Genomic DNA, 21,429 nt, shown 5'->3' on the forward strand with positions numbered 1-21,429 from the left:
TATTTTCGTTATGATAAATTATAATAACATTATTATTTGTAAGTGTACTTTGCCGGAAGATGATCGTCAATTCATAACGGATGGTATATTAAAAAATAAATTGGATCATATGTTGTAGATTGAAATGGCTCGTTGGTTTTATGCAAATTGTTTACATATGAAGGAGTAATGAAATGTCACGTAAAGTATCTATCCAGTCGCTGGCCGACCAGCTTGGATTATCCAAATATGCCGTCTCCCGTGCACTCAGCGGCAAGACAGGCGTCAGCGAAGCGACTCGCGCCCGTGTGCTTGAATTAGCCCGTGCCTTGGGATATCGCCAAAGCACCCCAGGAAGCAGTACTGTTCCAACAGCTACCCACGCAGAACAATCCGAGCCCCCATTTGCTCTCATCTGCATGAATCAGCTCAACCGGGGTGAGCCTCACTATTGGCAGCGCGTCCTCTCCGGCATGATCTCTGCCTGTAATGAAAGAGGATGGCATCATGCCATTGTATCTCCCTCTCTGGGAGTTGCTGATGAACACACACCTCCAGAACGGGCAATCGCTCCTCACTTGGATTGGGAACGTTGTGCCGGGGTCATCGTTATGGGCGCTTTCCCCCATGCTGTCCTGCAACGACTGGCTCAGACAGGTCGTCCCATTGTACTCGTGGATCATCAGGAGCCACTGTTGAACTGTGATACCATCAGCCATGATAACCTGGAAGCAGGCATAACTGTGGCGAGATATTTAATGTCGATGCAGTGCCGTCGCATCGGTCTGATTACGGATGATGGCCGAGCTGCCAGCTTTGCACAGCGGAAGATCGGCATCGAACTGGCCTTGAACCATTTTCACACAGACAGCAGTCGGTTGATCACGTTCAGAGAATGGAATATTCCTTATGAGAACGGCGAATGGATCGACCAATTGGCTGCCACAATCAAAAACATGCCCGCCGACGAACGGCCCGATGCCTGGATTGGCGTCAATGATGATATCGCCTTGCAGTGGATGAATAAACTGCAGGAAATGGGATTCTCCACACCTGAGGATTGCCTTGTCATCGGTATCGACAATGTGCATGCTGCTGCTACATCGTCCCCGCCTCTGACCACAGTCAACCTATGCAAAGAGGAACTCGGTCAGCGTGCGATCGAAGCTTTACAGCGCCGGATTGAACGTCCAGGCACACCGAAGGAAACGGTCATGTTATCCACGTCCCTTATTCCACGGGAATCGGCGTAACTTTAATTTATTGAATACCAAAAAGGCCTCGCATGTTATTATGCGGGGCCTTTCATCACTATCTTGTTATTCATCCAAGCTTATTCCATTCCGTTCTTGGCATTCATAACTGTTATTTCTGCCAAGGCAGACTGGTGTACGACGGAAGATCTACTTCCCAATTCACGTCTCGATACTCACGATTAACTACGGTTCGTTTTAAGGTTAATTTCGTTCCATCTTCTTTGTAAAAACCACGGATGACCAATTTCAGATTGTCTGCAACGTATTCTCCGTCATTATTAGGCTGGTCTGGATAACCGATTACTTGAACAGGATACTCTTTTCCTTCCGAATCTACGGCCACCCAGCGATCGCCATTAAAAGCATTTCGGAACGTTCCTATTCCCTCCAGGACTAGTGAGTAGTTTTTGTCATAGGATTCCCACACCGGTTTGTAATTGAAGTCAGAAAATAAAATTTCATCTCCATATTGTTCAAATTGCAATACGTAGGTGTAAATTTCAGCATCCTTACGCATCTTTTCCAGATCCACTTCCACGGACTTCTCCTCCCACACTGGGATGGTGTAGCCTTCCAGAATAAAGCGAATCTTCTTCGCATCCACCGTAACAAAAGCAGGGTCCCATGTCTCCGATAACTTCAATGGACCGCCATCCATTAATCCACTCAAATCTCGGAGCCGGAACTTGGCTTGACGGGCATCTGGTCTGCTCCCGTTGAATATTCGATACTCATTCGTTTCAGGAATTTCGAGGTGATACATTAAGTCCATATCATTCGCCCAATTCTCTCCGACTTTGGCACGCAGTTGATCATCCAGACTGATGTTCATGTCAAGACGGGTCCCGTTTGGCGTACGTACAAGCTGTGTCATATCCAGTTTCATGCCCTCAGGAGTGGTGTAGGTATTGTTCATGGGAGCCTCAACAGCCAGTGATTTGGCTTTGGTCATATCGATGTTGAATTGAAAGCTCCAATCTATAACAGCATTTTTATCTTCGTATGATTTTGTCTCAAAATTATAATAGCTGCCTACTTTTAGATGCCCAAGTTCTCCACGCACGATCACCTGATCCGGGATATCATCATGCAACTGGAATATAAATCGTTCAGCTGCCGAACCGCTTGTTCTGGTATCCCGGGCGAGAGTTGCAACCTGCTGCCCCTGATCGTCCGTAATATGAATTCTCCCCGCCTCTGGAGATATCGCAAAAAGCCCTAGCCCATCAGGTGTTGTTTGTTTCATTGTGATCACGATTTGAGAACGATCCACCAACACATCTTCAATCTTAAGCGTGTAGCCCTTATCCTCGATTTGGATGTTGGGATTAACTACGAGACCGAGCGGCTTCAAACGTTTGTAATCATCGGCAAAATAGGAATACTTGAGTTCTTCTGGAACAGGTATGTTAGGCAAAGGCGGGTTATTTACAGCATTTACCGTTGGTTGCGTCGATTTTGCTGTGTGATCAAAAGCAAACCAGGCCCCTCCCACAAGGATTACAACTGCCGCCGCTGTGATTCCCGTACGGCGCATCCAATGGGACTTGGAAGCCTTTTTCGTGAATGGATCCACGTCTTCTGCGCTCTCCATGGACACCCCTTCCAGCTTCCGCATCACCTCAAGCGTAAAGTCCGCATCCGGTTCTTCACGGAATAAATGCTGTTCCCACAATCGATCCTCATCATTTGGAATAGGCTTCATACGTCGATAAACCTCCTTTGCGCTCCATTTGTTTCTTCAACGTTTTCTTCCCTCGATAAAGTGCATTACGCACTTGCGTCGGACTCATGTCCGTGATATCTGCAATCTCTTCATAGCTCAGCTCATTCGTATATTTAAGAAGCAGCACAAGCCGATACGATTCTGGCAGTTGGTCCATCTGGCGATAGATTTCACGCTGCATCTCCTTATGCAGTACATGTTTCTCTGGCGTTTCACCACTGGTTTGTTCCAAACCCGTATGAACAGCGGTCATCACAGGTTTCTGTTGCCGCATAAAATCCCGCATCCGATTCACAGCGATGGTGTATACCCAAGACGAGAAACTGCTTCCTTCCCTTCGTGTCGGAAGATAGCGGTACATCCGGAGAAACGTATCCTGAGCGAGATCCTGTGCATCCTGATGACTCGCACCCATTCCGCGCAAAATGCCGAAGACTTTATTTTTATATCGATCCACGAGCACAGCAAATAACTGTTTGTCCCCCGCAATAATACGCTGAATGAGCTCCTCCTCTGGTATCTGTTGAGTCATGTAATCCCCCTTCTCTACAGCTTCCATGCATGGTTCTGTACTATTTAGACGGAAGCACTTCCTGAAACCTCTCACTTTATCCAAAAAAAAGAATTCGCGCCACCCGGTGTAAACCGGATAGCCGAACTCTGCAACCATTGAAGGTTCATTGTTACTGCTGCACTTGCTGCCATGTGGAGTTTTCTTTTTTGCTTCGTTTATCAGTCCTCTCTGCTTTTCTCGGAGACAAAATCACTAAGCTGTGAATAGATCGCTACGATCTCATCCATCGACATACGCACGAGTCCACTGGATGACGGGGCAACAAACTCATGAATTTCCTTGACGACCGGGTCGTCCTGAAATCCCCATTCTGCTTTGGCACGCTGACTGTACTGGGTGTATACCCCTTTCCCAACAAAACAGGCGATGTCTGGTCGGTATTCCTCCAGCTTTTGCCGTAAAATCTGCCGTCCCTCTGCATATTCTTCCTTTGTAATATCGTCCATACCTTTTGTTGGCCGGGCAACAATATTCGTAAATCCGTACCCCAGCTTCAGCAACTCCCCATCCTCTTGTGCATCATATAAACGAGGTGTCAATCCGGAACGTTCAAGAATGCGCCAGAAACGGTTTCCTTTATAAGCATAATGATGACCCGTCTCTCCAGACGTAATGCTCGGATTGAATCCAATAAATAAGATTGATAAACCATAATCCAGATGATCTGGAATCATAATGAAGAGCCCCCTTATCTTTTTTAGTCAATTACATCTTTGATCTGTGTCAGCATTTTGCATAATTCGATTCTAATCGTTCTCGGGTACAAGATATTGACGAATAGAACCATTTCGATCTATATCTTGCTGATTGAAAGTCACTCTTTGGATTTTTGCAAAATGCTCGTCTATAAAATGATATAATGGTTGAAGTATTTTCGAAATCGGACTGAAATTTTCATGAAAAAGGAAGCTGAACTGATGATTGCAGACATCATGCTTGAAGTCGTCCTGCCCGTCTTTCTCCTGATTGCCGTCGGGTCCTGGATGCAAAAGGTGTTCAAGTTGGACTTGTACACCCTTGCCAAAATCAATTTCTATTGTATTACCCCCGCAGCCGTCTTTATGAGCATGTATCACTCCGATATGTCAGGGGAATTGCTCGGAACTGTAACGCTCTTTTACGCCTTATATGTACTTATTCTCTATATTGTGGGGTCTGTGTTCGCACGCTCGCTTCGCATGAATAAAGGCATGAAGGCCGCCTTCAACAATAGCATCATGCTGGACAACGCAGGCAATTATGGCCTGCCTATCAACTCCCTGGTATTTCGTGGTGATCCACTGGCCTCTTCCATCCAGGCACTGGTCATGTCTTTACAGGCATTGCTGACGTTTACCTATGGTGTGCTTTCCATTCAAGGTGCGAAGCTCAAAGGCAATTACCGTGCGGTAATCATTGGATTTCTAAAAATGCCCGTTCCTTATGCGCTGTTGCTCGGCATTTTGTTTCATATGGGAAATATTCCACTGCCCACTTTCCTGTCCATGCCGCTGACTTACGCGCAGCAAAGTATGGTCGCTGTAGCACTACTAACACTCGGCGCCCAAATTGTAAAATATCCGATCCGCTTGTATCGTCTTGATGTGTATATTAGCACATTTCTGCGTTTGCTGATTGGTCCAGCTATTGGGATTTCCATTGTACTGCTGCTCGGTTTGCAAGGTATCGCCGCTCAGGCCCTTATTATCGCATCCGGTATGCCTACCGGAGTCAATGCGTCCATTCTGGCCGAGGAATACGATAATGAGCCAGACTTTGCCGCCCAGACGGTTCTGATCTCAACTTTGCTTAACATCATTACGATTACCGCACTGATTTCGTTTGCGAAGACATTCTGATGCAATATTTTAAAAAATGTCCAGTTCACTCTCCTCCAAGGAGCAGTGAACTTTTTTTGTATGGCGATGGATGATATAACAGTTGAACTAAAAAAAGTCCAATGCACCCATATGCCGGATGCCTTGGACCTCTACTATTGCCTGCATATGCCATCTGATCAAGTCATTGTACGACTTACCAGCCTAAAAAAACTAAGATTCACATGTCGTTCGTTCAGGGAACTTACCGCCTTCTCTGAACAAACATCGAACCAGTCGCTGTGCGGCCCGATTGAAATAAAAACTCGGACTGACACCCTCCACCTGAACAGGCTCCAGTTCCTTCACACTTTCTTTGACCTTATTCATTTCAATGAGTCCCATCTTCCGCTCATTCGGTCCGAATCGATAAATAACCTTTTCATCGTCTTCCGTCTGTTTCACCAGCAGAATCATTGACGCCATACAGGTTACCCCCTATCGTTACGTTGTGAGATTCCAATGACCACTTGCTTACTATTAATTATTACCCAGAACGGATAGGAAACATATAGGGCTTTAGTTATTTATATTAACGTTAAAACTCCTAATTTTAATTATCTTGAATGAAATATTTTGACGAAAAAATAACAAAAACAGGTTTGGATATACCAAACCTGCCCTATTACCTTGCACCTAAAGGAATCATAAGTCTCATGCTTCATCGATCCTTTTACAAACGTGGGTCCACCGATTCAGACTCCAGATGTGCAAATACGCACGACCTCGTACTTTAATCGCAGGTTGGAGCCCACACCTCTTGCAGTGCAAAACGGAAGATCCGATCCAGTTCTTCATATTGAATAATCTGTTCATTCTCCAGTTGGGATGCCAGTTGTTCATAATGCGCAATCTTCTCAGCCAAAAAAGCCTGTATGGCGGGCAGCTGCGGCTCCAGATCAAGTTCCTCGCCTGCCTTTTTCCGGCGCAGCAGTTCATGAATCTCCGTATACAGCGATGTATTCGCAGGTACAAGTTCTTGCACTAGCTCTTCAAATGCCATCGGTGGCATCGCATCATAACGTTCAATCCAGCCACAAGCGAGTAATGGACGAAGAACATAGAAATATTTTTTAATCCTCACTCGCTCACCTTGTAAATAATCCCGGAAATTGCCCTTTGCCATATTCAGATAATGATACATGCAGGACTTGGGCGAGAAGGTCAACGGTGAAAGCGCACGGATATGCTGTGCCACGTTATACTGTTCATCATACTGAATGGGGGATTGCAGCCACTCCAGTAACGGTGGATTTGATTTGCGAAACAGCTTCAAAGCCTTACGCAGATCCCAACCATTGATATCAAGCTGATCACTAATCGGGCGTTCGATAACATCCCTTTTATCCTCAATGGACAAGTACCATTCCAGCGGTCTCACATAAAGAAAACGCACATCATAATCGCTATCCTGTGAAGGAAACCCCCACGCCCGACTGCCAGATTCACAGGCATAAATGATCCGTACCTGCTCCTCCTGTTCAATCTGCTTCAACTGTTGTCTGATCGTATCTTTCATTTCTTCATTAACGTAGGTCATGGTCAGCCGCCTCCACATTTTCCAATTTAAATCTCTGTCTCTCTCACCCGGTTCGCGAGTGTATCATATCCTGCCACAGTCTCGGCAATATACGTCAATACCGCTTCACTCCAACCGTAGATATAAAAGGTTTTGCCATCCCGTGGCGGTACCATTGCCTGCTGATAAGGTGCTATATCCACAATAAATGCCTTCAGCTCCGGATTCATCATCCGGCGATATCGCTCAAGCTCGGCATATAACGGGGTGCCTTCATTCTGCTGTTCATCGGTGATCATAATGATCTGATCCACTTTTTCTCCGATATCCCGAAGCTCTCGTACAGGCCGTCCCGTGTCTGTTCCACCTTGTGCACGAATCCGGTGAGCTTGGGAAAGAATGCTTTCATCCATCTTTGGACGAGCATCCTCAACCATATGGTCGAATAACCAGAACAGCGAGTTGCCGCGTGTTTGTTTATATAGCGCCAGTGCCAGCACCGAACCAATCCGCAAATAATCCCCTTGCATTGAACCGGAGCGATCCAGGAAAATGGCGGTTCTTCCCGGCAGCAATGGCAGGTTGCCAATCGATAGCTCCACCGCTTCCCGCAAAGCATATCGCAGCTCTTCTCTTGCGATCATTTCATACGCACTGGCAAATCGGAAAGGCAAGATGCGCGACTTGCGCAGGGCTTCTGCATCCGTTAAACGGCCCGTCACGTAATCGATATTTTTCGATTTATCAAAAACACCTGCCCGATCCATTGCATTCAGATGACGTAACAAGGCAAAGGTCGGCATCTGGGACATCAACGCCTCCCATACCGTACGTGTCGGCTGCATGATCGATGTGACCACCGAATACGGCAGTTTGCCTTTTTCGATCAGATGCATCCGACTCGCCGGGTTTGGGGTAGCTTTCAGCTCTTCCAGCGCCTGCAACTGCGGCAGTTCCGCAAGATCCACCTCATGTCCTCGCAAATAACGGAACAGGGCTTGTTGCTTCATATCTGTCGGCTTGGGGTGTGCTGTAGCGATCATATCGCCCAGACTGTATCCACGTCCGCGCCCGTTGTATTTGATCGCCCAATATTCAGTAATGCCGTTCAAAAATTGACTTACCTGACGCTTCACCGCTCGACCGCCCTGCCCCCGACCTGTTCCTCTTAGAATCGTCAGAAAATCGGCCAAGTCAGCCGGTGTCTGTACGACCTTGGAGAATATCTTCGCAAACTGATCCGGCTCCACCTTGGACAACAGTGCCAGACCGTACAGAGGCTGTAAACGCATCAAGCCTTCATTACGAGCATAGACCAGCGCCCGCGCCATAAACCCTGCATCGACCTCAGCCATCTCCTGATGACTGACCATCGCATCGTCCATCAGTTGCTGTGTATCTGCATAGAACGTATTGTTCAATGTATTGGTCATCAACAACTGTATATATTGTTCCTCCACCAAACGCTCATAGGCACCGTAGCCCCCATGATTACGTGTCGTTGGCTGAGGTTGATTGAATAATTGTTTCGCTCTGCTCATCACTCATGACCTCCCGGTGTGAGTCTATTTACTGATATTCCATAATAAAATGTTCCGAGGAAAAAGGTGGGAAGGTATAATACCCGCTCTACCGCTGAGCTACACCGCCATGAACGGCGGCGATTGGATTCGAACCAACGACCTGGTCGATTAACAGTCGAAGTAACCCTCCCTGGCGCCTCGGAACCTTGATCCGCAGAGTTTGTTGCTGCCCCGCTTCACAACCTTATTATGCCTCACACATTTGCACGCGAACATGGCGAAAGTATGGCGACGAATCAATTTCATAACTCATAAAAATATCGTTTTCAACCTCCATAAGTTTAAAATGAAACCAGCCACTCATCCTGATACAATGAAGGGATAACGGTAAATGGGAAGATCACGAATGATTCTATATAATGCAGAATTGTTCTGCCAACATAGTCATCCACTACATCCGCCTGACTCCAGGCCACCAAGGAGTGAATGTTCATGGCTAAAGAGAGCTTTGACAAAGAAATTCAATTTCTGCGCATGCTGTCCCTGACAAGTGGTGCGTATAACCGTAAACAGTATGCCGAACGGCTTGGCATATCCGTACATACTTTTGATAAAACCCAACGCAGATTAAAAGAAATCATGCAGACCGTCGCTGACCAACGCTCAGGCTCGGAACCAAACAAAGAAATGGCGGATCTCGTCCGCTTCCAGTACGGAGAATCTGCTGAGCCCATGCTGCTCTTCCTCTTTCGCGCCAAGTCGATGAAAGAGACTGAAGTTCAGCGTCTTTCTATCCTTTTGCATACCTTACAAGATCAAGCTTTAACCGCCATGGAGTTACTGGATGCCTGCTGCGCGGATCTGCCAGAGGAACTGGCGCTACCTGACGAAAAGACCATTCGCTCCGATCTGAAGTATCTGGAAGAAGTAGGGGTGATCCGCAAGGAACCTGGCGGCAGGCCCTATCGTTACCTTTTGCAGCAGGACGTACTTACGGGTTTAACCGTGGAAGAACAGCTGGAGTTGTATGATTTTGTGGATATTATGGCGAACACCCAGGTTCCGTCCGTACAAGGCTATATATTGCGGGACAGTCTCAAAAAAGCCATTGCTACAAGCTATCCACAGGAAGAAGCCACCGAGCCATTTATATATAAATACCACTATTATTCACGCATTCTGGACGAAGCACATCTGTACACTCTGCTTAGTGCGATTCGTCAGCGAAAGTATGTCCAGTTTCTGTATTATTCACCCAAAAAACCGTCCAGCTACAGCTCGCAGAATACGAATCCGCGCTTCGAACGGGAAGCAGGCGGACGACCCAACCGGATCGTACCGCTTGAAGTTGTCTATGACCATCAGTATGGTCGCTGGTATGTCATTGGATATCAGGGACGCCGAGGCTTTGTGAAATTCCGGATGGAAGGTATTACACAGCTGGAGGAACAGGATTCGATTGAAGAAGGATATATGCTCGAATTGAAACAACAGTGGGCCGAGATCAGCCGCTACAGCTGGCTGGTGGATACGGGGAATACCGTGACGGTTCAAGCCCGATTCTTCCATCCTCAGGACGGCCAGCGTAACTTCATTCTGGATCGGGTTCGTTTGCAAGGCCAGTGGGGAACGATCACGCCCGAAACGGAACATACCTTTCTCTATGAAATTCAGGTCAACGGTACCACCGAGATTAAGCCGTGGCTTCGGAGTTTTGGTTCAAGCTGCGAGGTGATCGCTCCACAGAGGCTGCGTCAGGAGATGATTAAGGAATGGAAGGAGATTGCGCAATATTATGAATCTGTTCGAGAAGATGTTCAACTACCAGATGATGACGAGATTGAATGAAACCGGACTGTTCACCTGGACTTCACAGGAAAGAGCCTGGCTGCGCATGATGCTGAATCACCCTGCCGCACCAGAAGCGCTGCACCCTGATACGTTGCACAAAATGCATGACATGCTGGATGCAGAGCAGGATCTGGACCTTCAGGATTACCTGACCGAAAAAGCCAAAAGTGAAGAGAACAGTGTCTTTCATCCACTGCTTAAACCATTACGGCAGATGATTTTGCATCATCAGGGGTTTCGTTTGACAGGGCGTGTCCGCAATGGACGAATCAGCCAGGATCAGTTTGGTTACCCCTACAAGCTCGAATATTCCATGGTCAAAAAAGAATGGTACGTGCTCTGGTATGCTCCACTCTACAACAAACTGATGTCCACCAAGCTGCACAGCATTATTACCGCGGAAGCCCAGCCGCTTCAACCGGAAACCGCTTCTCAATATGCTGCCAAAATCGCGATTTTAACGGAGAACCGGAAGACATCCGTGACGATCGAAGTGCTGCCTGAGTTTAATCAGGAGTTATCGCGAATTCTGTATGCCTTTTCCTGCTTCGAGAAGCAGGTCGAATTTGTGGAAGCACAACAGACGTACCGCATTGAATTGACCATTCCGAGGAATGAGATGGATTATGTGCTGTCCAAAATGCGTTTTCTGGGCAAACGGGTACGGATTGCAGATAACGCTGCGCTTCGGGAACGAATGTCTGAGACAGCGGCCAAAGTATTGGCACGTTATGCTGAATCCGAGCCTGAAGCAAAGCCGGAACGGACTTCTGGAGGAGTGCGGAGCCACCACGGAGAGGAACCTATTGTAAAGAAGGAAGGCAGTGATTCTGCATAATGATTCTGCCTAAAGTATGTATTTTATTTCCAATCATTTACAGATAACTTGCTAACCAATTGCCGCAAAACACAAAGGGGTTATCCCGAGTCATGAAGATGAGGGGATACCCCCTTTTGATGATTAGCTTACGCGCCACTACCGGCAGCCGAATTCCTTCTTTTATTAATTGCATGCACACCCATCACAACCGCAATCAATTCATACGTATCCAGATGTTCTGATTGGTTGTCTAACACAAACGCGCCGGAACCGAACCAGCCACTTGTACGCTTGAAGCTTGCCACGATTTTGCCGCCCATCCCGGTGATATCATATTCCTGTGAAAACGCCGGAGCGGAGACATCATACACACCACGCGGTCCTGCATCGTACTCATACTTTTTACTGAAGAAGCTGATCCTCGCCCGTAAGACACCCCATTCCCTTCCATCGGCTGAAGTCACATCCCAACGGTTACTTAACATGCGGAATTTACCACTGCAGATGAGCCCCGAGTTATCGAATACATCAAGCGATGAACCAAATGCACTTTTCAAATCGAGATGACCTGCCTGTTCCTGTTCATGGTTCATAATCTCGGTGTACCCAGCATTAAAGAAATTATCTCTGAAATAGAGTTCCATGGAATCCCTCCCTTACAAGAAATAAACCTTCTCCCTTATTGCAAAACGACATATATCCCTATTTACGTATAAGAACTGGGAATTTATTCAAATAAAAAAATCTGCCAGCTAAATTGCAGCTGACAGCATCTTAACTTAAACTTCAACTTTTTTATTATTCAGATATACGGCAACACCAACCAAAATCACAGCCACGATGATTTCAAAAATAATACTGGCCCATGTTCCATCTGACCATGTAATCCGATTGGACGTAAAGGAGAGCGCTGTGCTTTCTTCAGTGAAATGAAATAATTCATTGGTGTTAAAGCGACCCGAGAAGATGATATTCTCCAGCCAGCTAATGACATTGATTAGTACGAAAAATGCGACAATACTAATCCATGGTCCTGTTTTAAAGCGGAAGCTGCCTCCAATCGAAATGGAGAGAAAGATGATTATGATACAGAATATAGCCACCCACCAGAGAAACAGCAACACATTGAGAATCTCCGAAAGATGAATACCCGAATCGTTCATGTAGCTGGTAAAGTTAATCCCTGTATGCGTTGTACTGTAAATAAAGTAGTGAATGGCAGCAACAACCATTAAGCCCAGCCAGCAGAGTGTTCCAAAAATGATCGGAGACAAGACGTGAGACAGCCCTGTTACCGGCACAAGACGGCGGTTGAACGAACGGATATTGGATCGATATGTCTTGATCATTTTCACATAAATGGCCACACCTGCTCCGACATATGCAATGACACCTACAAGACTCCCTGTTACTTCAGAAAAAAACAATGCCAGCCCAATCTGAACGATAATCAATACGGCTAGCCCAGCCAACAATGTATTCCAATTCCTTCTAAAGTCATACTTCAGCAGTGTCATCATTCCGCATAAACCTCCTTGAACATTTCATCCACACTTTTACCGTACTTGAGGCGCAGTGTCTCCACTTCTTCCCGCATTACCAATTCCCCTTCACGGATGAAGATCACTTCATCAAAAATTCGTTCAATATCCGTTACGAGATGTGTAGAGATGATCAGACTGCTGTCTTCGTCATAGAACTTCACAATCGCATCCAGAATTTTGCCACGTGCAACCGGGTCTACCCCGCCAATCGGTTCATCGAGCAAATAAAGACGAGCTTTACGAGAAAGAGCCAGTGTTAATTGCAGTCGTTCATTCATGCCTTTCGACAGATGTCTTACCTTTTCGCCCTCTCCCAGCTTCATGAAATCAAGCATCTCTCTCGCTTTCTCTTGATCAAAATCAGAGTAGAAATCACGGTAATACGCAATCGCGTCCCGTACCTTCATCCAACTCTCGGTTAATGGGCGGTCCGGCATAAAGGATACCAGTGACTTCGTTTCCAAGCCTACCGCTTTTCCCGTAACACGAACATCTCCACTGCTGGGGTGCAGAAGCCCTGCAACCAATTTCATCAAAGTACTTTTACCGCTACCGTTACTGCCCAGCAGACCTACAATTCGGCCTGGTGCAATATCAAGCGTGATATCTTGAAGGGCTTTCTTGCCGCCATACGTTTTGCTCACATGATTCAACTCAAGAATATTACTCATTCACTGTTCCTCCTCTTCCATCACGATGCAGTGATTGCTTTCCTTCTGCAACGGCATCCGCCACGATATTTACGATATCCTGTTCTTCGATGCCCAGCTCCTGCATTCCTGTCAGAAAACGCTCCAGCAATTCACCAGCCATCTCTTTTTTGATCGTCATAATTTTCGACTCCTCACTTGTCACGTATCGGCCCAGACCTCGCTTGGTTTCAACCACTTCTTCCCGCTCCAACTCCTGAAATGTTCGCTGTACTGTATTGGGATTGATCTGTAATTCGGCCGCGAGCTCACGAACCGAAGGAATTTTATCGCCTGCCTTAAGTGTACCGGTCACAATCTGTCTTTTGATGTACTGCATAATCTGCAGGTAGATTGGCAAGTTGTTGTCAAATTCGATGCTCACAATGTCCTCGCTCCTCTCTGTATCTGTGTGTTAGTTACATAGTACACTAGTGATTTGTTGTTGTAAAGCCCATTTATTTAAAATGGCTTCAAATGCAAAAAAAAGGGCTGTCATAAAAAATTCAACCTCGCTCCATGCGCTAACGAACCTACCGCACCTTAAAAGGCGGATCATCAACGCTTGTAAAATTTAACGAACCTCCGTAACGCTATTTCGTCATAACACGTTGCCAAAATCTACAAAATCGACCGAATCGATGAAATAACGTCTCTGTGATTCGTTAGATCTCAGATCTGGGCAGATGGGAGCGAATAGCGTGTCTGATGTTCATTGAAACAAAATAACACGAATAAGGGATGTCCTCTGTCATATTCATGACTGATGGGACATCCCCTGATTCTTCCAACTACATTCATTGTATGATGTTATGGGTCTGACAAGAAGTTTTCTATACGATATCCAAAGGCACTTTGCCCTTAGGTGCAGGGAATGCCTCGTTCAACCGAACAATTTCATCTTGGGTCAAAACAACGTCCATTGCCGCAGCATTTTCGGCAACATGTTCCAGCTGTACAGCTTTCGGGATCGCCAATATGTCTCCATCCCTGATAACCCAGGATAACGCAATTTGGGAGGGACTGACACCTCGATCCTTGGCAATCTCCTGAATGACTGCATGCTCCAGTAATTCTTTACGAAGTCTACCACCTTGGGCCAGCGGACAATACGCCATCACAGGAATACGGCGTTCCCTCAACCAGGGAAGAAGCTCGTATTCTATACCACGAGAAGCTGCATGATACAGCACCTGATTCACTGCACAATGCTGACCAGCTGGAATGTTCCAGAGCTCCTGCATGTCCTCAATATCCAGATTCGAGACACCCCAGCGCAGAATTTTGCCTGATTGTTTCAACTGTTCCAGAGCTTCAACCGTCTCTTCCAACGGCACACCTCCACGCCAGTGCAGCAGGTACAGATCCAAGCGATCTGTACCCAGACGCGAAAGGCTGCGCTCACAAGCAGTAATCATCTGCTTCCGATCCGCATGATGAGGATACACCTTGGATACCAGGAATACATCATCGCGACAGTCTGCTATCGCCTTACCAGTGACCTCTTCCGCTCCGCCTTCTGCATACATCTCGGCCGTATCTATCACTGTCATTCCACGTTCAATGCCATAACGCAGTGCCTGAACTTCTTCTCTCCGACTGGATTGTTTCTCACCCATGTACCATGTTCCCTGTCCGATTGCAGGCAGTGTTGTCCCATCGGGCAGCTGGATCGTACGCGTTTGATTTCCTTGTTGCATCTTTACTCCTCCAATCTGAAAATAGTCCTCATTATCTATTCATTATTAAACCGATCTAAGCTATTACCTTCACTCGCCCCTTTATTCGAACGCTTCCAACGCTCCACCATCATGATATACAACTGATCCAGTGGTAATGTGAGGCTGTTCTGGGCAATGCTTACCGTCGCATCGACTATGCTGCTGTTTACCGTCATTAATTTGCGTTTCATCCCATTCTGACGATCCAGAAATGCTTTCTCGTCCCACAATTTAACCCCAATCATCTTCTGTCCCATGAATTCATACATAAAAATATTCTCAACATCTTTCCAGGCAATTAACCCTCCTGATGTGTAAGAAGATGAATCCACAAACCCATGCTCATCGACAACAAAGGAAGGTTCCTTCTTAATCATCTTCACCAGGCTGTAGCAGAGACAAAGCCCAAAAAATAAAATGGAGAACACGCCTATAACCGAAGAAATGGCAGAACCTTTGGCTGAAGAATCATCAAACAATAAAAAAAATCCGGCTGCTACAAAAAGTGCCGCCCCCACTGTAAGCCATGCCATTCGTTTCCGGCTCGGGTATTCCACGTGCTGTTGATCATAGGATGTGGACAAAGTGATGTTCCTCCTTCATGGTGACTGAGACAAGAATATTCTATATCAACGAGGTACAGCTCATTAAATGGGCTGGATTACCAAATATACTTAAATAGCATTGTTCATTAAACAGATTCAACTAACATTAAACATCATGTTCAGACAGGTTTTCGTCCATTTCATGACTATTCAAACATTAGGATTCGTCATGCTTCCAATAATTCCTTTCGGGCACAGGCGATATTGTTAAGAAATAGGAGTATGTTCGTTCAGAATCGTGTTGTCCTGCCTCATGCTTTCCGTTAATATAAATGGAAAGGTTAGGAAATTAAAACAATCTGATTTGTGGTGGGAGGACAAACAATGAAGAGTCTGCGCGGCATAACATCGGAGGATCTTTTTCAGATTACATGGGTTAATGATCCAACTCCGTCTCCTCAGGGCGGACAATTGGTATATGTAAGCCGGAAAACAAACGAAGCACGAGACGGTTATTCTTCTCACCTGAGACTCCTTAACCTGGAGAACCAGAAGGACAGACCTTTCACATCCGGAAATCAGGATCACGCTCCTGTTTGGTCGCCGGATGGTTCACAGCTTGCTTTTTTACGAGAGCACGAAGGCAAAACACAAGTGTGGGTGATCGCCTCAGATGGTGGAGAAGCACAGCAAATCAGTCATTTAGAACATGGCGTCAGCTCCCTGCTCTGGTCACCAGATGGGCTCACTTTGCTTGTTAAATCATCTGTGGACACGAGCGAAAAAGACGAAGATGGAACTAAAGATATCGATAAAAAACTGCTGCAAGAACTTGTGGTGGATCGAATTCGAATGAAATCTGACAGCGGTGGACTGTGGAACGGTCGCCGAACCCATCTCTTCCGTGTTCCAACCGAAGGTGGAGAGGCGATCCCTGTAACGACAGGCCATTATGACGTTGGGGACTATGCGTGGTCGCCGGACGGAGAGTCCATTGCGTGGATCGCTCAGTTTCCGGAAGAAGGCGAGCAGCATAACGATTACACCCTGACGAACCATGTGTATCGTGCCAAGGCTGACGGATCTGACGTGCAGCAGTTGACTCCGGAAGGATACTCTTTCGGCCGGCTGACGTACGCACCCGATGGACAGTCCTTTGCGTTGCTTGCCAGCGACCGCTCCTATGGAAATGCTACGCTGGTCAAACTCTACACCCTTCCGATCTCGGGCGGCAAACCCACATGTCTGAGCAAGGATTGGGATGTACAGATCAATCACAGCCTCGTTGGTGATATGCGCTCACACCTGACCAATACAGGTCCTGTATTCAGTCGTGATGGTTTATCCATTCTCTGTCTTGCCACTATTGAAGGCAGTGTCCGGATGGCCCGATTTGCACGGGACGGCAGTCATGCCGAATACATTTTGCAGGACGAAAAAGAGTTCTATCAGTTTGCTGAGCTGGAAAATGGACAGATTGTGGCTGCCGTAGCAGACGTACTTCGTCCTGGTGATCTCTTTCTATATACTCAACCTGATGAAGTTGGGGCCGAGCCTATACAATTGACCCATAGCAATCCTCAACTGGTTGAAGAGATTCAACTTAGCACACCCGAGACCTTCTGGTTCGATTCCTCTGATGGCCTGCGACTGCAGGGCTGGATGCTGAAACCAGCTGGCATGGTGGAAGGAGTCAAAGTCCCAACCATCCTTGAGATTCATGGCGGTCCACATATGATGTATGGCTTTACGTTTATGCATGAGTTCCAGATCCTCGCAGCACAGGGATATGCTGTTGTGTATATCAACCCGCGAGGTGGGCTCGGATACGGGCAGCAATTCGTAAATGCCTGCCGGGGTGACTATGGCGGCGGGGATTATCGTGATCTGATGGAAGCCATGGATTATGCGTTATCCCAATATTCGTTTATCGACGAGTCCCGTCTGGGCGTCACTGGCGGCAGCTATGGTGGCTTTATGACCAACTGGATTGTTGGACATACCGACCGTTTCAAAGCAGCCGTCACTCAGCGTTCCATATCTAACTGGCTCTCGTTCTACGGGGTGAGTGATATTGGATTCTTTTTCACGGAGGACCAGATTGGCGGTAATGCATGGGATGACACCGAGAAGTTATGGAAACACTCCCCGCTTGCATATGTAGGTAATATCAACACGCCACTGCTGATTTTGCATGGTGAGCAGGATCTGCGTTGTCCGATTGAACAGGCTGAACAACTCTATGTTGCCTTGAAGCGGCGCAAACAGACCACTCGGTTCGTTCGTTTCCCGGGAGCCAATCACGAGCTGTCCCGCGGAGGTCACCCTCACTTAAGGGTACGTCGTCTGGAGCATATTGCTGGATGGTTCAATGAGCATCTATAACGCCATCATAAGATCACATTTATGAAATAAAAGGTAAATTTTCTTCCTCCTGCTACCTATGTCTGCCTGAGCGAGAAGAATTCTGGATCAGCAAAAAACCACCAGCAGAATCGGTCATATCATGACCTTCTCTGGTGGTTTTTACTGTTTGGACGTTTAGAAATAGGGTAAATACTGCGTCACTGTCCATACGCATGCTCGAATCATTTTTATAATAAAGCCCTGGATGCAGCCCCATACAAAATGGAACCCATCTGCTCGTTACAAGTTGCGAAATCATCAAATTTATTAGATAATAATCTGTCGATTGTAGTCGAAGGAACGGATTTCAAGGGGGATTTAAGCAATGAGCAAGAGCAAGAGCAATAGTCATACATTTGACGAGCAGATTAATCGGCTCTCTACGGGATCAGAGAAATGGGATGCGCTTGAGGAGATTTTTGGTGTGACGGATGCACTCCCCATGTGGGTTGCTGATATGGATTTCGCCGCTCCACCATCGGTCATTCAGGCGTTGAAGACTCGAATGGAGCATGGGATTTTTGGCTATACGGTGCGGACAGATGCGTATCACGCAGCGCTATCGGGATGGATGGAGCGACGTCACCACTGGAGTATTAACGATGAATGGGTTGTATTCACCCCAGGTATTGTTCCTGCACTCAGTATTGCTGTCCAACGGTTCACCGAACCGGGAGATGCAGTAGTAATTCAGACTCCGGTGTATGCACCCTTCTATGAAGTAGTACGCGGTCAAGGCAGAGAACTGATGACCAATCCGTTGGTGGAGAACGATGAACATTACTCCATGGATCTGGAGCATCTGGAATCCTGCCTGAAGACGGGTCGGGTCAAAATGTTAATTCTGTGCAGTCCTCATAACCCGGTTGGACGGGTATGGACTCATGAAGAACTTCAAAGCCTTGCTGCTCTCTGCGTGCAATATAATGTAATCATCGTTTCGGATGAAATTCATGCCGATTTGGTCCACGAACGCGGTGCGCATACTCCGCTGGCCCTTATTTCTGAAGCTGTCGCTGAACTCAGCATCATCTGTACAGCACCAAGCAAAACGTTCAACATTCCGGGTCTCTGCACCTCCAATATCATCATTCCAAATGTCAAACTGCGGGAATCATTCATGCAGGGCGTGAAAACGATGGGACTTGCCAACATCAGCACGTTGGGAGCAGTTGCATCCGAAGCGGCCTACAACGGTGCTGAAGAATGGCTGGATGACTGCCTTGCCTATATCCGCGGAAATATGGAATACGTGCGGCAATATGTCGCAGAGCATATGCCGCAAATCGGAATCCGGCTTCCGGAAGCGACTTACCTGCTATGGATGGATTTCCGGAAGCTGAATATACCGCATGCGCAGCTCTGTACGATGCTGCTCAAAGAAGCGGGACTCGCTTTCAATGATGGAAGTATCTTCGGAGCAGAAGGCACAGGATTCATGCGCATGAATGTGGCCTGCCCACGTTCCACAGTGGAAGAAGCCATGCGCAGATTGTCTGTGCTGGTGGGCAGACTGTCGAGCAAGTAAGTTGAACTACGTTAAAACTATTGAATATGCTTACGAATTGGATACACCTTATTCCGAAGGTTAGCGTGAAATGGGAAAGCTAACGAACTTCAACCCCTTTATTATCGTTTGCATAGCAAAATTCTGTGAAAATACAGGCAATACGGGCGTATAAGGTGCCTACGATTCGTTACAACACCGAAACTGTAGAATTTCGTCTCATAGCGCGCGCTCGGTTCGTTAAAATATTGGTTTCGTTAACATTGCAAAAGGGGCTGTCACTGTAGTCAAATCCATGATTCATGTTCATGGTGGACTACTCGGACACCCCTTTTATATTGGAAAACGGTTTATACCCCATAAGTTATGAAATTGGCATTTGAACAATCCGATCGCATAACCTGTCCAGTAACTTACGGTCATGGCTAATGATTAATAGTCCCAGGTTGCGCTGACGCGCGATATTCATCACCGTATGCCAGATCTGGGCCTGTGTGATCGCGTCCAGCATGGTGGTCATCTCATCCGCAATGACGTAACGCGTCCCTGTACCGAGTGCGCGTGCAATACAGAATCGTTGCAATTCGCCGCCTGACAACTCACCAGGCCTGCGATCCAGCCAATTCGTCTGGATACCCAAGTCATCGAGCATCTCCTGATCCTCGATTGCCGCTTCCCCCAAGACACGGCGCATCCGCCAGCGAGGATTCACCGCTTTCTCCGGATGCTGGAATACAAGCTGAGCCGGACAGGCTCCGGTTTGCGGAAGCGACTTCCCATCCAGCAGCACTTGACCTGCCATCGGTTCCATATAACCTGCAAGGATTCGTCCAAGACTTGTTTTGCCACAGCCACTGGGACCCCACAAGCCAACGACTTCTCCCTGATGTACTTCCATACTTATATTCTGAAATACCCAAGCGTCTTTACCATAACGATACCCTGCATTTCTAACCTCAAGTGGCATGAATGCACCTCACTTCCCCACCACGAACTTTGCGCAGCTCAGGACGTTCACTCGTGCATGCCATGGTCGCTCCAATGCAGCGTGGTGCAAATGAGCATCCTTCTACCTGCTGCCGACCTGCTGCAGGCTGGGTACCAGACAGAGGTTGAAATTCATTTTGTGGCAATGCGTTCCAGAGCGCCTTTGTGTATGGATGTCTTAACCGTTCGCCCTTTCCCGTAAAATCACAAGCCTGTGCCGTCTCCACATTGGAGCCTGCGTAAAATACAGATATGCGGTCTGCTGCCGTCAAGGCAGTCGTAATATCATGGGTAATCCAAAGAATGCCGACCCCTTCATTGGCCAGTTGACGAAAATGCTTCATCGTTTCAGCCAGCACTTCGGGATGAATGCCAGGTGTTGGCTCATCTGCAATAATGAGTTTCGGAGCACCAGAGGTAGCTGTTGCCATCAACACCCGCCGAGCCATACCACCTGACAGCTCAAACGGATATTTGCCCGACGTGCCATGAGGCAATCCATAACGTCCCGTCAGCTCCTGCTCTGCCTTTTGCATCGTGGATCGGAGCGTCGATCCGTGCTTACGCCCTGTCTTTTGGCTTAGAGGTTGAACCTGCCTGCCCACCTTCAATAACGGGTCCAAATAACTGACCGATTGCGGAATGTACACCAGCTCATCTCCACGCAGATGAAGCTGCCGATCCTTGGTCAGGTGCTCGCCTGCATAGCTAATCCGACCTTCTATCGTCGCATTGGCAGGAAGAATGCCCATGATCGCCTGCGCCAGCACACTTTTGCCAGATCCACTTGCCCCTACGACGGCGACAATCTCCCCTTCATTCACAGACAGATTCAGATCCTGAATAACATGGTTCTCCTCGTGCCCAAACCATCCCCGAGCACGCCGGAACGAAACCGATACTTCCTCCACTTCAAGAAGTGCCAT

20 protein-coding genes are annotated in these 21,429 nt (G+C 47.2%); 6 read left to right on the forward strand and 14 right to left on the reverse strand.

All coding sequences use genetic code 11. From position 1 onward, the window contains the following. The first annotated feature begins 173 nt into the window (after window positions 1-173). Window positions 174-1,232: a LacI family DNA-binding transcriptional regulator gene (locus tag HW560_RS32635; RefSeq protein ID WP_090893984.1), complete on the forward strand. Its 1,059-nt coding sequence runs from the start codon at window positions 174-176 to the stop codon at window positions 1,230-1,232. Window positions 1,233-1,344: 112 nt separating this feature from the next. On the opposite strand, the gene HW560_RS32640 is transcribed toward HW560_RS32635, so the two are convergent. The 3 genes from HW560_RS32640 to HW560_RS32650 form a co-directional block, all read right to left on the reverse strand. Beyond that, window positions 1,345-2,940 carry a DUF4179 domain-containing protein gene (locus tag HW560_RS32640; protein ID WP_179265621.1) on the reverse strand — a complete coding sequence of 532 codons (1,596 nt, stop codon included), beginning with the start codon at window positions 2,938-2,940 and terminating at the stop codon, window positions 1,345-1,347. Next, window positions 2,921-3,493, reverse strand: coding sequence for an RNA polymerase sigma factor (locus tag HW560_RS32645; RefSeq protein WP_090893980.1), 573 nt, complete (start codon window positions 3,491-3,493; stop codon window positions 2,921-2,923). Before HW560_RS32645 ends, HW560_RS32640 begins: the two co-directional genes overlap by 20 nt. A 200-nt stretch (window positions 3,494-3,693) precedes the next feature. After that, entirely contained in the window at window positions 3,694-4,209 is a 516-nt protein-coding gene (locus tag HW560_RS32650; protein WP_090893977.1) for a mismatch-specific DNA-glycosylase, read from the reverse strand. Between the two features lie 243 nt (window positions 4,210-4,452). Here HW560_RS32650 and HW560_RS32655 point away from each other — a divergent pair, with 243 nt between their 5' ends. After that, entirely contained in the window at window positions 4,453-5,373 is a 921-nt protein-coding gene (locus tag HW560_RS32655; protein WP_063567676.1) for an AEC family transporter, read from the forward strand. A 192-nt stretch (window positions 5,374-5,565) separates the two neighbouring features. On the opposite strand, the gene HW560_RS32660 is transcribed toward HW560_RS32655, so the two are convergent. The 3 genes from HW560_RS32660 to HW560_RS32670 all read right to left on the reverse strand — a co-directional run bounded on the left by HW560_RS32660 (window position 5,566) and on the right by HW560_RS32670 (window position 8,451). Further along, window positions 5,566-5,817: an RNA-binding protein gene (locus tag HW560_RS32660; RefSeq protein ID WP_063567677.1), complete on the reverse strand. Its 252-nt coding sequence runs from the start codon at window positions 5,815-5,817 to the stop codon at window positions 5,566-5,568. Between the two features lie 307 nt (window positions 5,818-6,124). Beyond that, a complete protein-coding gene (locus HW560_RS32665; RefSeq protein ID WP_090893973.1) occupies window positions 6,125-6,931 on the reverse strand; it encodes a nucleotidyltransferase domain-containing protein in 807 nt (268 codons plus the stop codon). Window positions 6,932-6,957: 26 nt separating this feature from the next. Beyond that, window positions 6,958-8,451: a TROVE domain-containing protein gene (locus tag HW560_RS32670; RefSeq protein ID WP_179265622.1), complete on the reverse strand. Its 1,494-nt coding sequence runs from the start codon at window positions 8,449-8,451 to the stop codon at window positions 6,958-6,960. Window positions 8,452-8,925: 474 nt separating this feature from the next. Between HW560_RS32670 and HW560_RS32675 the strand changes: the two genes are divergently transcribed. Continuing rightward, window positions 8,926-10,281: a helix-turn-helix transcriptional regulator gene (locus HW560_RS32675; RefSeq protein ID WP_090893969.1), complete on the forward strand. Its 1,356-nt coding sequence runs from the start codon at window positions 8,926-8,928 to the stop codon at window positions 10,279-10,281. Next, entirely contained in the window at window positions 10,229-11,122 is an 894-nt protein-coding gene (locus HW560_RS32680; protein ID WP_179265623.1) for a WYL domain-containing protein, read from the forward strand. The genes HW560_RS32675 and HW560_RS32680 overlap by 53 nt, the downstream gene beginning before the upstream one ends. Window positions 11,123-11,250: 128 nt before the next feature. Here the strand turns inward: HW560_RS32680 and HW560_RS32685 are convergent, their stop codons facing one another. The 6 genes from HW560_RS32685 to HW560_RS32710 all read right to left on the reverse strand — a co-directional run bounded on the left by HW560_RS32685 (window position 11,251) and on the right by HW560_RS32710 (window position 15,642). After that, window positions 11,251-11,748, reverse strand: a complete 498-nt coding sequence (locus HW560_RS32685) for an LURP-one-related/scramblase family protein (protein WP_090893966.1) — start codon at window positions 11,746-11,748, stop codon at window positions 11,251-11,253. 135 nt (window positions 11,749-11,883) lie between these two features. After that, window positions 11,884-12,624, reverse strand: a complete 741-nt coding sequence (locus tag HW560_RS32690) for a hypothetical protein (RefSeq protein ID WP_090893964.1) — start codon at window positions 12,622-12,624, stop codon at window positions 11,884-11,886. Continuing rightward, window positions 12,621-13,319 (reverse strand): ABC transporter ATP-binding protein, encoded by a 699-nt coding sequence (locus HW560_RS32695; RefSeq protein WP_179265624.1) that lies wholly within the window; start codon window positions 13,317-13,319, stop codon window positions 12,621-12,623. The genes HW560_RS32690 and HW560_RS32695 overlap by 4 nt, the downstream gene beginning before the upstream one ends. After that, entirely contained in the window at window positions 13,312-13,722 is a 411-nt protein-coding gene (locus HW560_RS32700) for a GntR family transcriptional regulator (protein WP_090893961.1), read from the reverse strand. Before HW560_RS32700 ends, HW560_RS32695 begins: the two co-directional genes overlap by 8 nt. Window positions 13,723-14,170: 448 nt before the next feature. Further along, window positions 14,171-15,037, reverse strand: coding sequence for an aldo/keto reductase (locus HW560_RS32705; protein WP_179265625.1), 867 nt, complete (start codon window positions 15,035-15,037; stop codon window positions 14,171-14,173). Between the two features lie 35 nt (window positions 15,038-15,072). Next, on the reverse strand, window positions 15,073-15,642 hold the full coding sequence (locus HW560_RS32710) for an STM3941 family protein (RefSeq protein ID WP_179265626.1): 570 nt from the start codon (window positions 15,640-15,642) through the stop codon (window positions 15,073-15,075). A gap of 345 nt (window positions 15,643-15,987) precedes the next feature. Between HW560_RS32710 and HW560_RS32715 the strand changes: the two genes are divergently transcribed. Together HW560_RS32715 and HW560_RS32720 are read left to right on the forward strand one after the other, a co-directional pair. Next, window positions 15,988-17,988, forward strand: coding sequence for a S9 family peptidase (locus HW560_RS32715; RefSeq protein WP_179265627.1), 2,001 nt, complete (start codon window positions 15,988-15,990; stop codon window positions 17,986-17,988). Window positions 17,989-18,334: 346 nt separating this feature from the next. Then, on the forward strand, window positions 18,335-19,537 hold the full coding sequence (locus HW560_RS32720) for a MalY/PatB family protein (RefSeq protein ID WP_179265628.1): 1,203 nt from the start codon (window positions 18,335-18,337) through the stop codon (window positions 19,535-19,537). 343 nt (window positions 19,538-19,880) lie between these two features. Here HW560_RS32720 and HW560_RS32725 read toward each other — a convergent pair whose 3' ends face one another. Together HW560_RS32725 and HW560_RS32730 are read right to left on the reverse strand one after the other, a co-directional pair. After that, a complete protein-coding gene (locus HW560_RS32725; protein WP_179265629.1) occupies window positions 19,881-20,483 on the reverse strand; it encodes an ABC transporter ATP-binding protein in 603 nt (200 codons plus the stop codon). Continuing rightward, window positions 20,473-21,429 (reverse strand): ABC transporter ATP-binding protein, encoded by a 957-nt coding sequence (locus tag HW560_RS32730; protein WP_179265630.1) that lies wholly within the window; start codon window positions 21,427-21,429, stop codon window positions 20,473-20,475. The genes HW560_RS32725 and HW560_RS32730 overlap by 11 nt, the downstream gene beginning before the upstream one ends.

It is taken from the genome of Paenibacillus sp. E222, assembly GCF_013401555.1.
GTDB lineage: Bacteria > Bacillota > Bacilli > Paenibacillales > Paenibacillaceae > Paenibacillus.

Excerpts from the sequence above, each read along its gene's own strand:
- HW560_RS32660 (WP_063567677.1), bottom strand. The coding sequence starts at position 5,817 with ATGGCGTCAATGATTCTGCTGGTGAAACAGACGGAAGACGATGAAAAG.
- HW560_RS32675 (WP_090893969.1), top strand. The coding sequence starts at position 8,926 with ATGGCTAAAGAGAGCTTTGACAAAGAAATTCAATTTCTGCGCATGCTG.
- HW560_RS32720 (WP_179265628.1), top strand. The coding sequence starts at position 18,335 with ATGAGCAAGAGCAAGAGCAATAGTCATACATTTGACGAGCAGATTAAT.
- HW560_RS32655 (WP_063567676.1), top strand. The coding sequence starts at position 4,453 with ATGATTGCAGACATCATGCTTGAAGTCGTCCTGCCCGTCTTTCTCCTG.
- HW560_RS32690 (WP_090893964.1), bottom strand. The coding sequence starts at position 12,624 with ATGATGACACTGCTGAAGTATGACTTTAGAAGGAATTGGAATACATTG.
- HW560_RS32725 (WP_179265629.1), bottom strand. The coding sequence starts at position 20,483 with ATGCCACTTGAGGTTAGAAATGCAGGGTATCGTTATGGTAAAGACGCT.
- HW560_RS32695 (WP_179265624.1), bottom strand. The coding sequence starts at position 13,319 with ATGAGTAATATTCTTGAGTTGAATCATGTGAGCAAAACGTATGGCGGC.
- HW560_RS32645 (WP_090893980.1), bottom strand. The coding sequence starts at position 3,493 with ATGACTCAACAGATACCAGAGGAGGAGCTCATTCAGCGTATTATTGCG.
- HW560_RS32640 (WP_179265621.1), bottom strand. The coding sequence starts at position 2,940 with ATGAAGCCTATTCCAAATGATGAGGATCGATTGTGGGAACAGCATTTA.
- HW560_RS32680 (WP_179265623.1), top strand. The coding sequence starts at position 10,229 with ATGAATCTGTTCGAGAAGATGTTCAACTACCAGATGATGACGAGATTG.
- HW560_RS32685 (WP_090893966.1), bottom strand. The coding sequence starts at position 11,748 with ATGGAACTCTATTTCAGAGATAATTTCTTTAATGCTGGGTACACCGAG.
- HW560_RS32635 (WP_090893984.1), top strand. The coding sequence starts at position 174 with ATGTCACGTAAAGTATCTATCCAGTCGCTGGCCGACCAGCTTGGATTA.
- HW560_RS32705 (WP_179265625.1), bottom strand. The coding sequence starts at position 15,037 with ATGCAACAAGGAAATCAAACGCGTACGATCCAGCTGCCCGATGGGACA.
- HW560_RS32730 (WP_179265630.1), bottom strand. The coding sequence starts at position 21,429 with ATGGCACTTCTTGAAGTGGAGGAAGTATCGGTTTCGTTCCGGCGTGCT.
- HW560_RS32670 (WP_179265622.1), bottom strand. The coding sequence starts at position 8,451 with ATGAGCAGAGCGAAACAATTATTCAATCAACCTCAGCCAACGACACGT.
- HW560_RS32665 (WP_090893973.1), bottom strand. The coding sequence starts at position 6,931 with ATGACCTACGTTAATGAAGAAATGAAAGATACGATCAGACAACAGTTG.
- HW560_RS32715 (WP_179265627.1), top strand. The coding sequence starts at position 15,988 with ATGAAGAGTCTGCGCGGCATAACATCGGAGGATCTTTTTCAGATTACA.
- HW560_RS32650 (WP_090893977.1), bottom strand. The coding sequence starts at position 4,209 with ATGATTCCAGATCATCTGGATTATGGTTTATCAATCTTATTTATTGGA.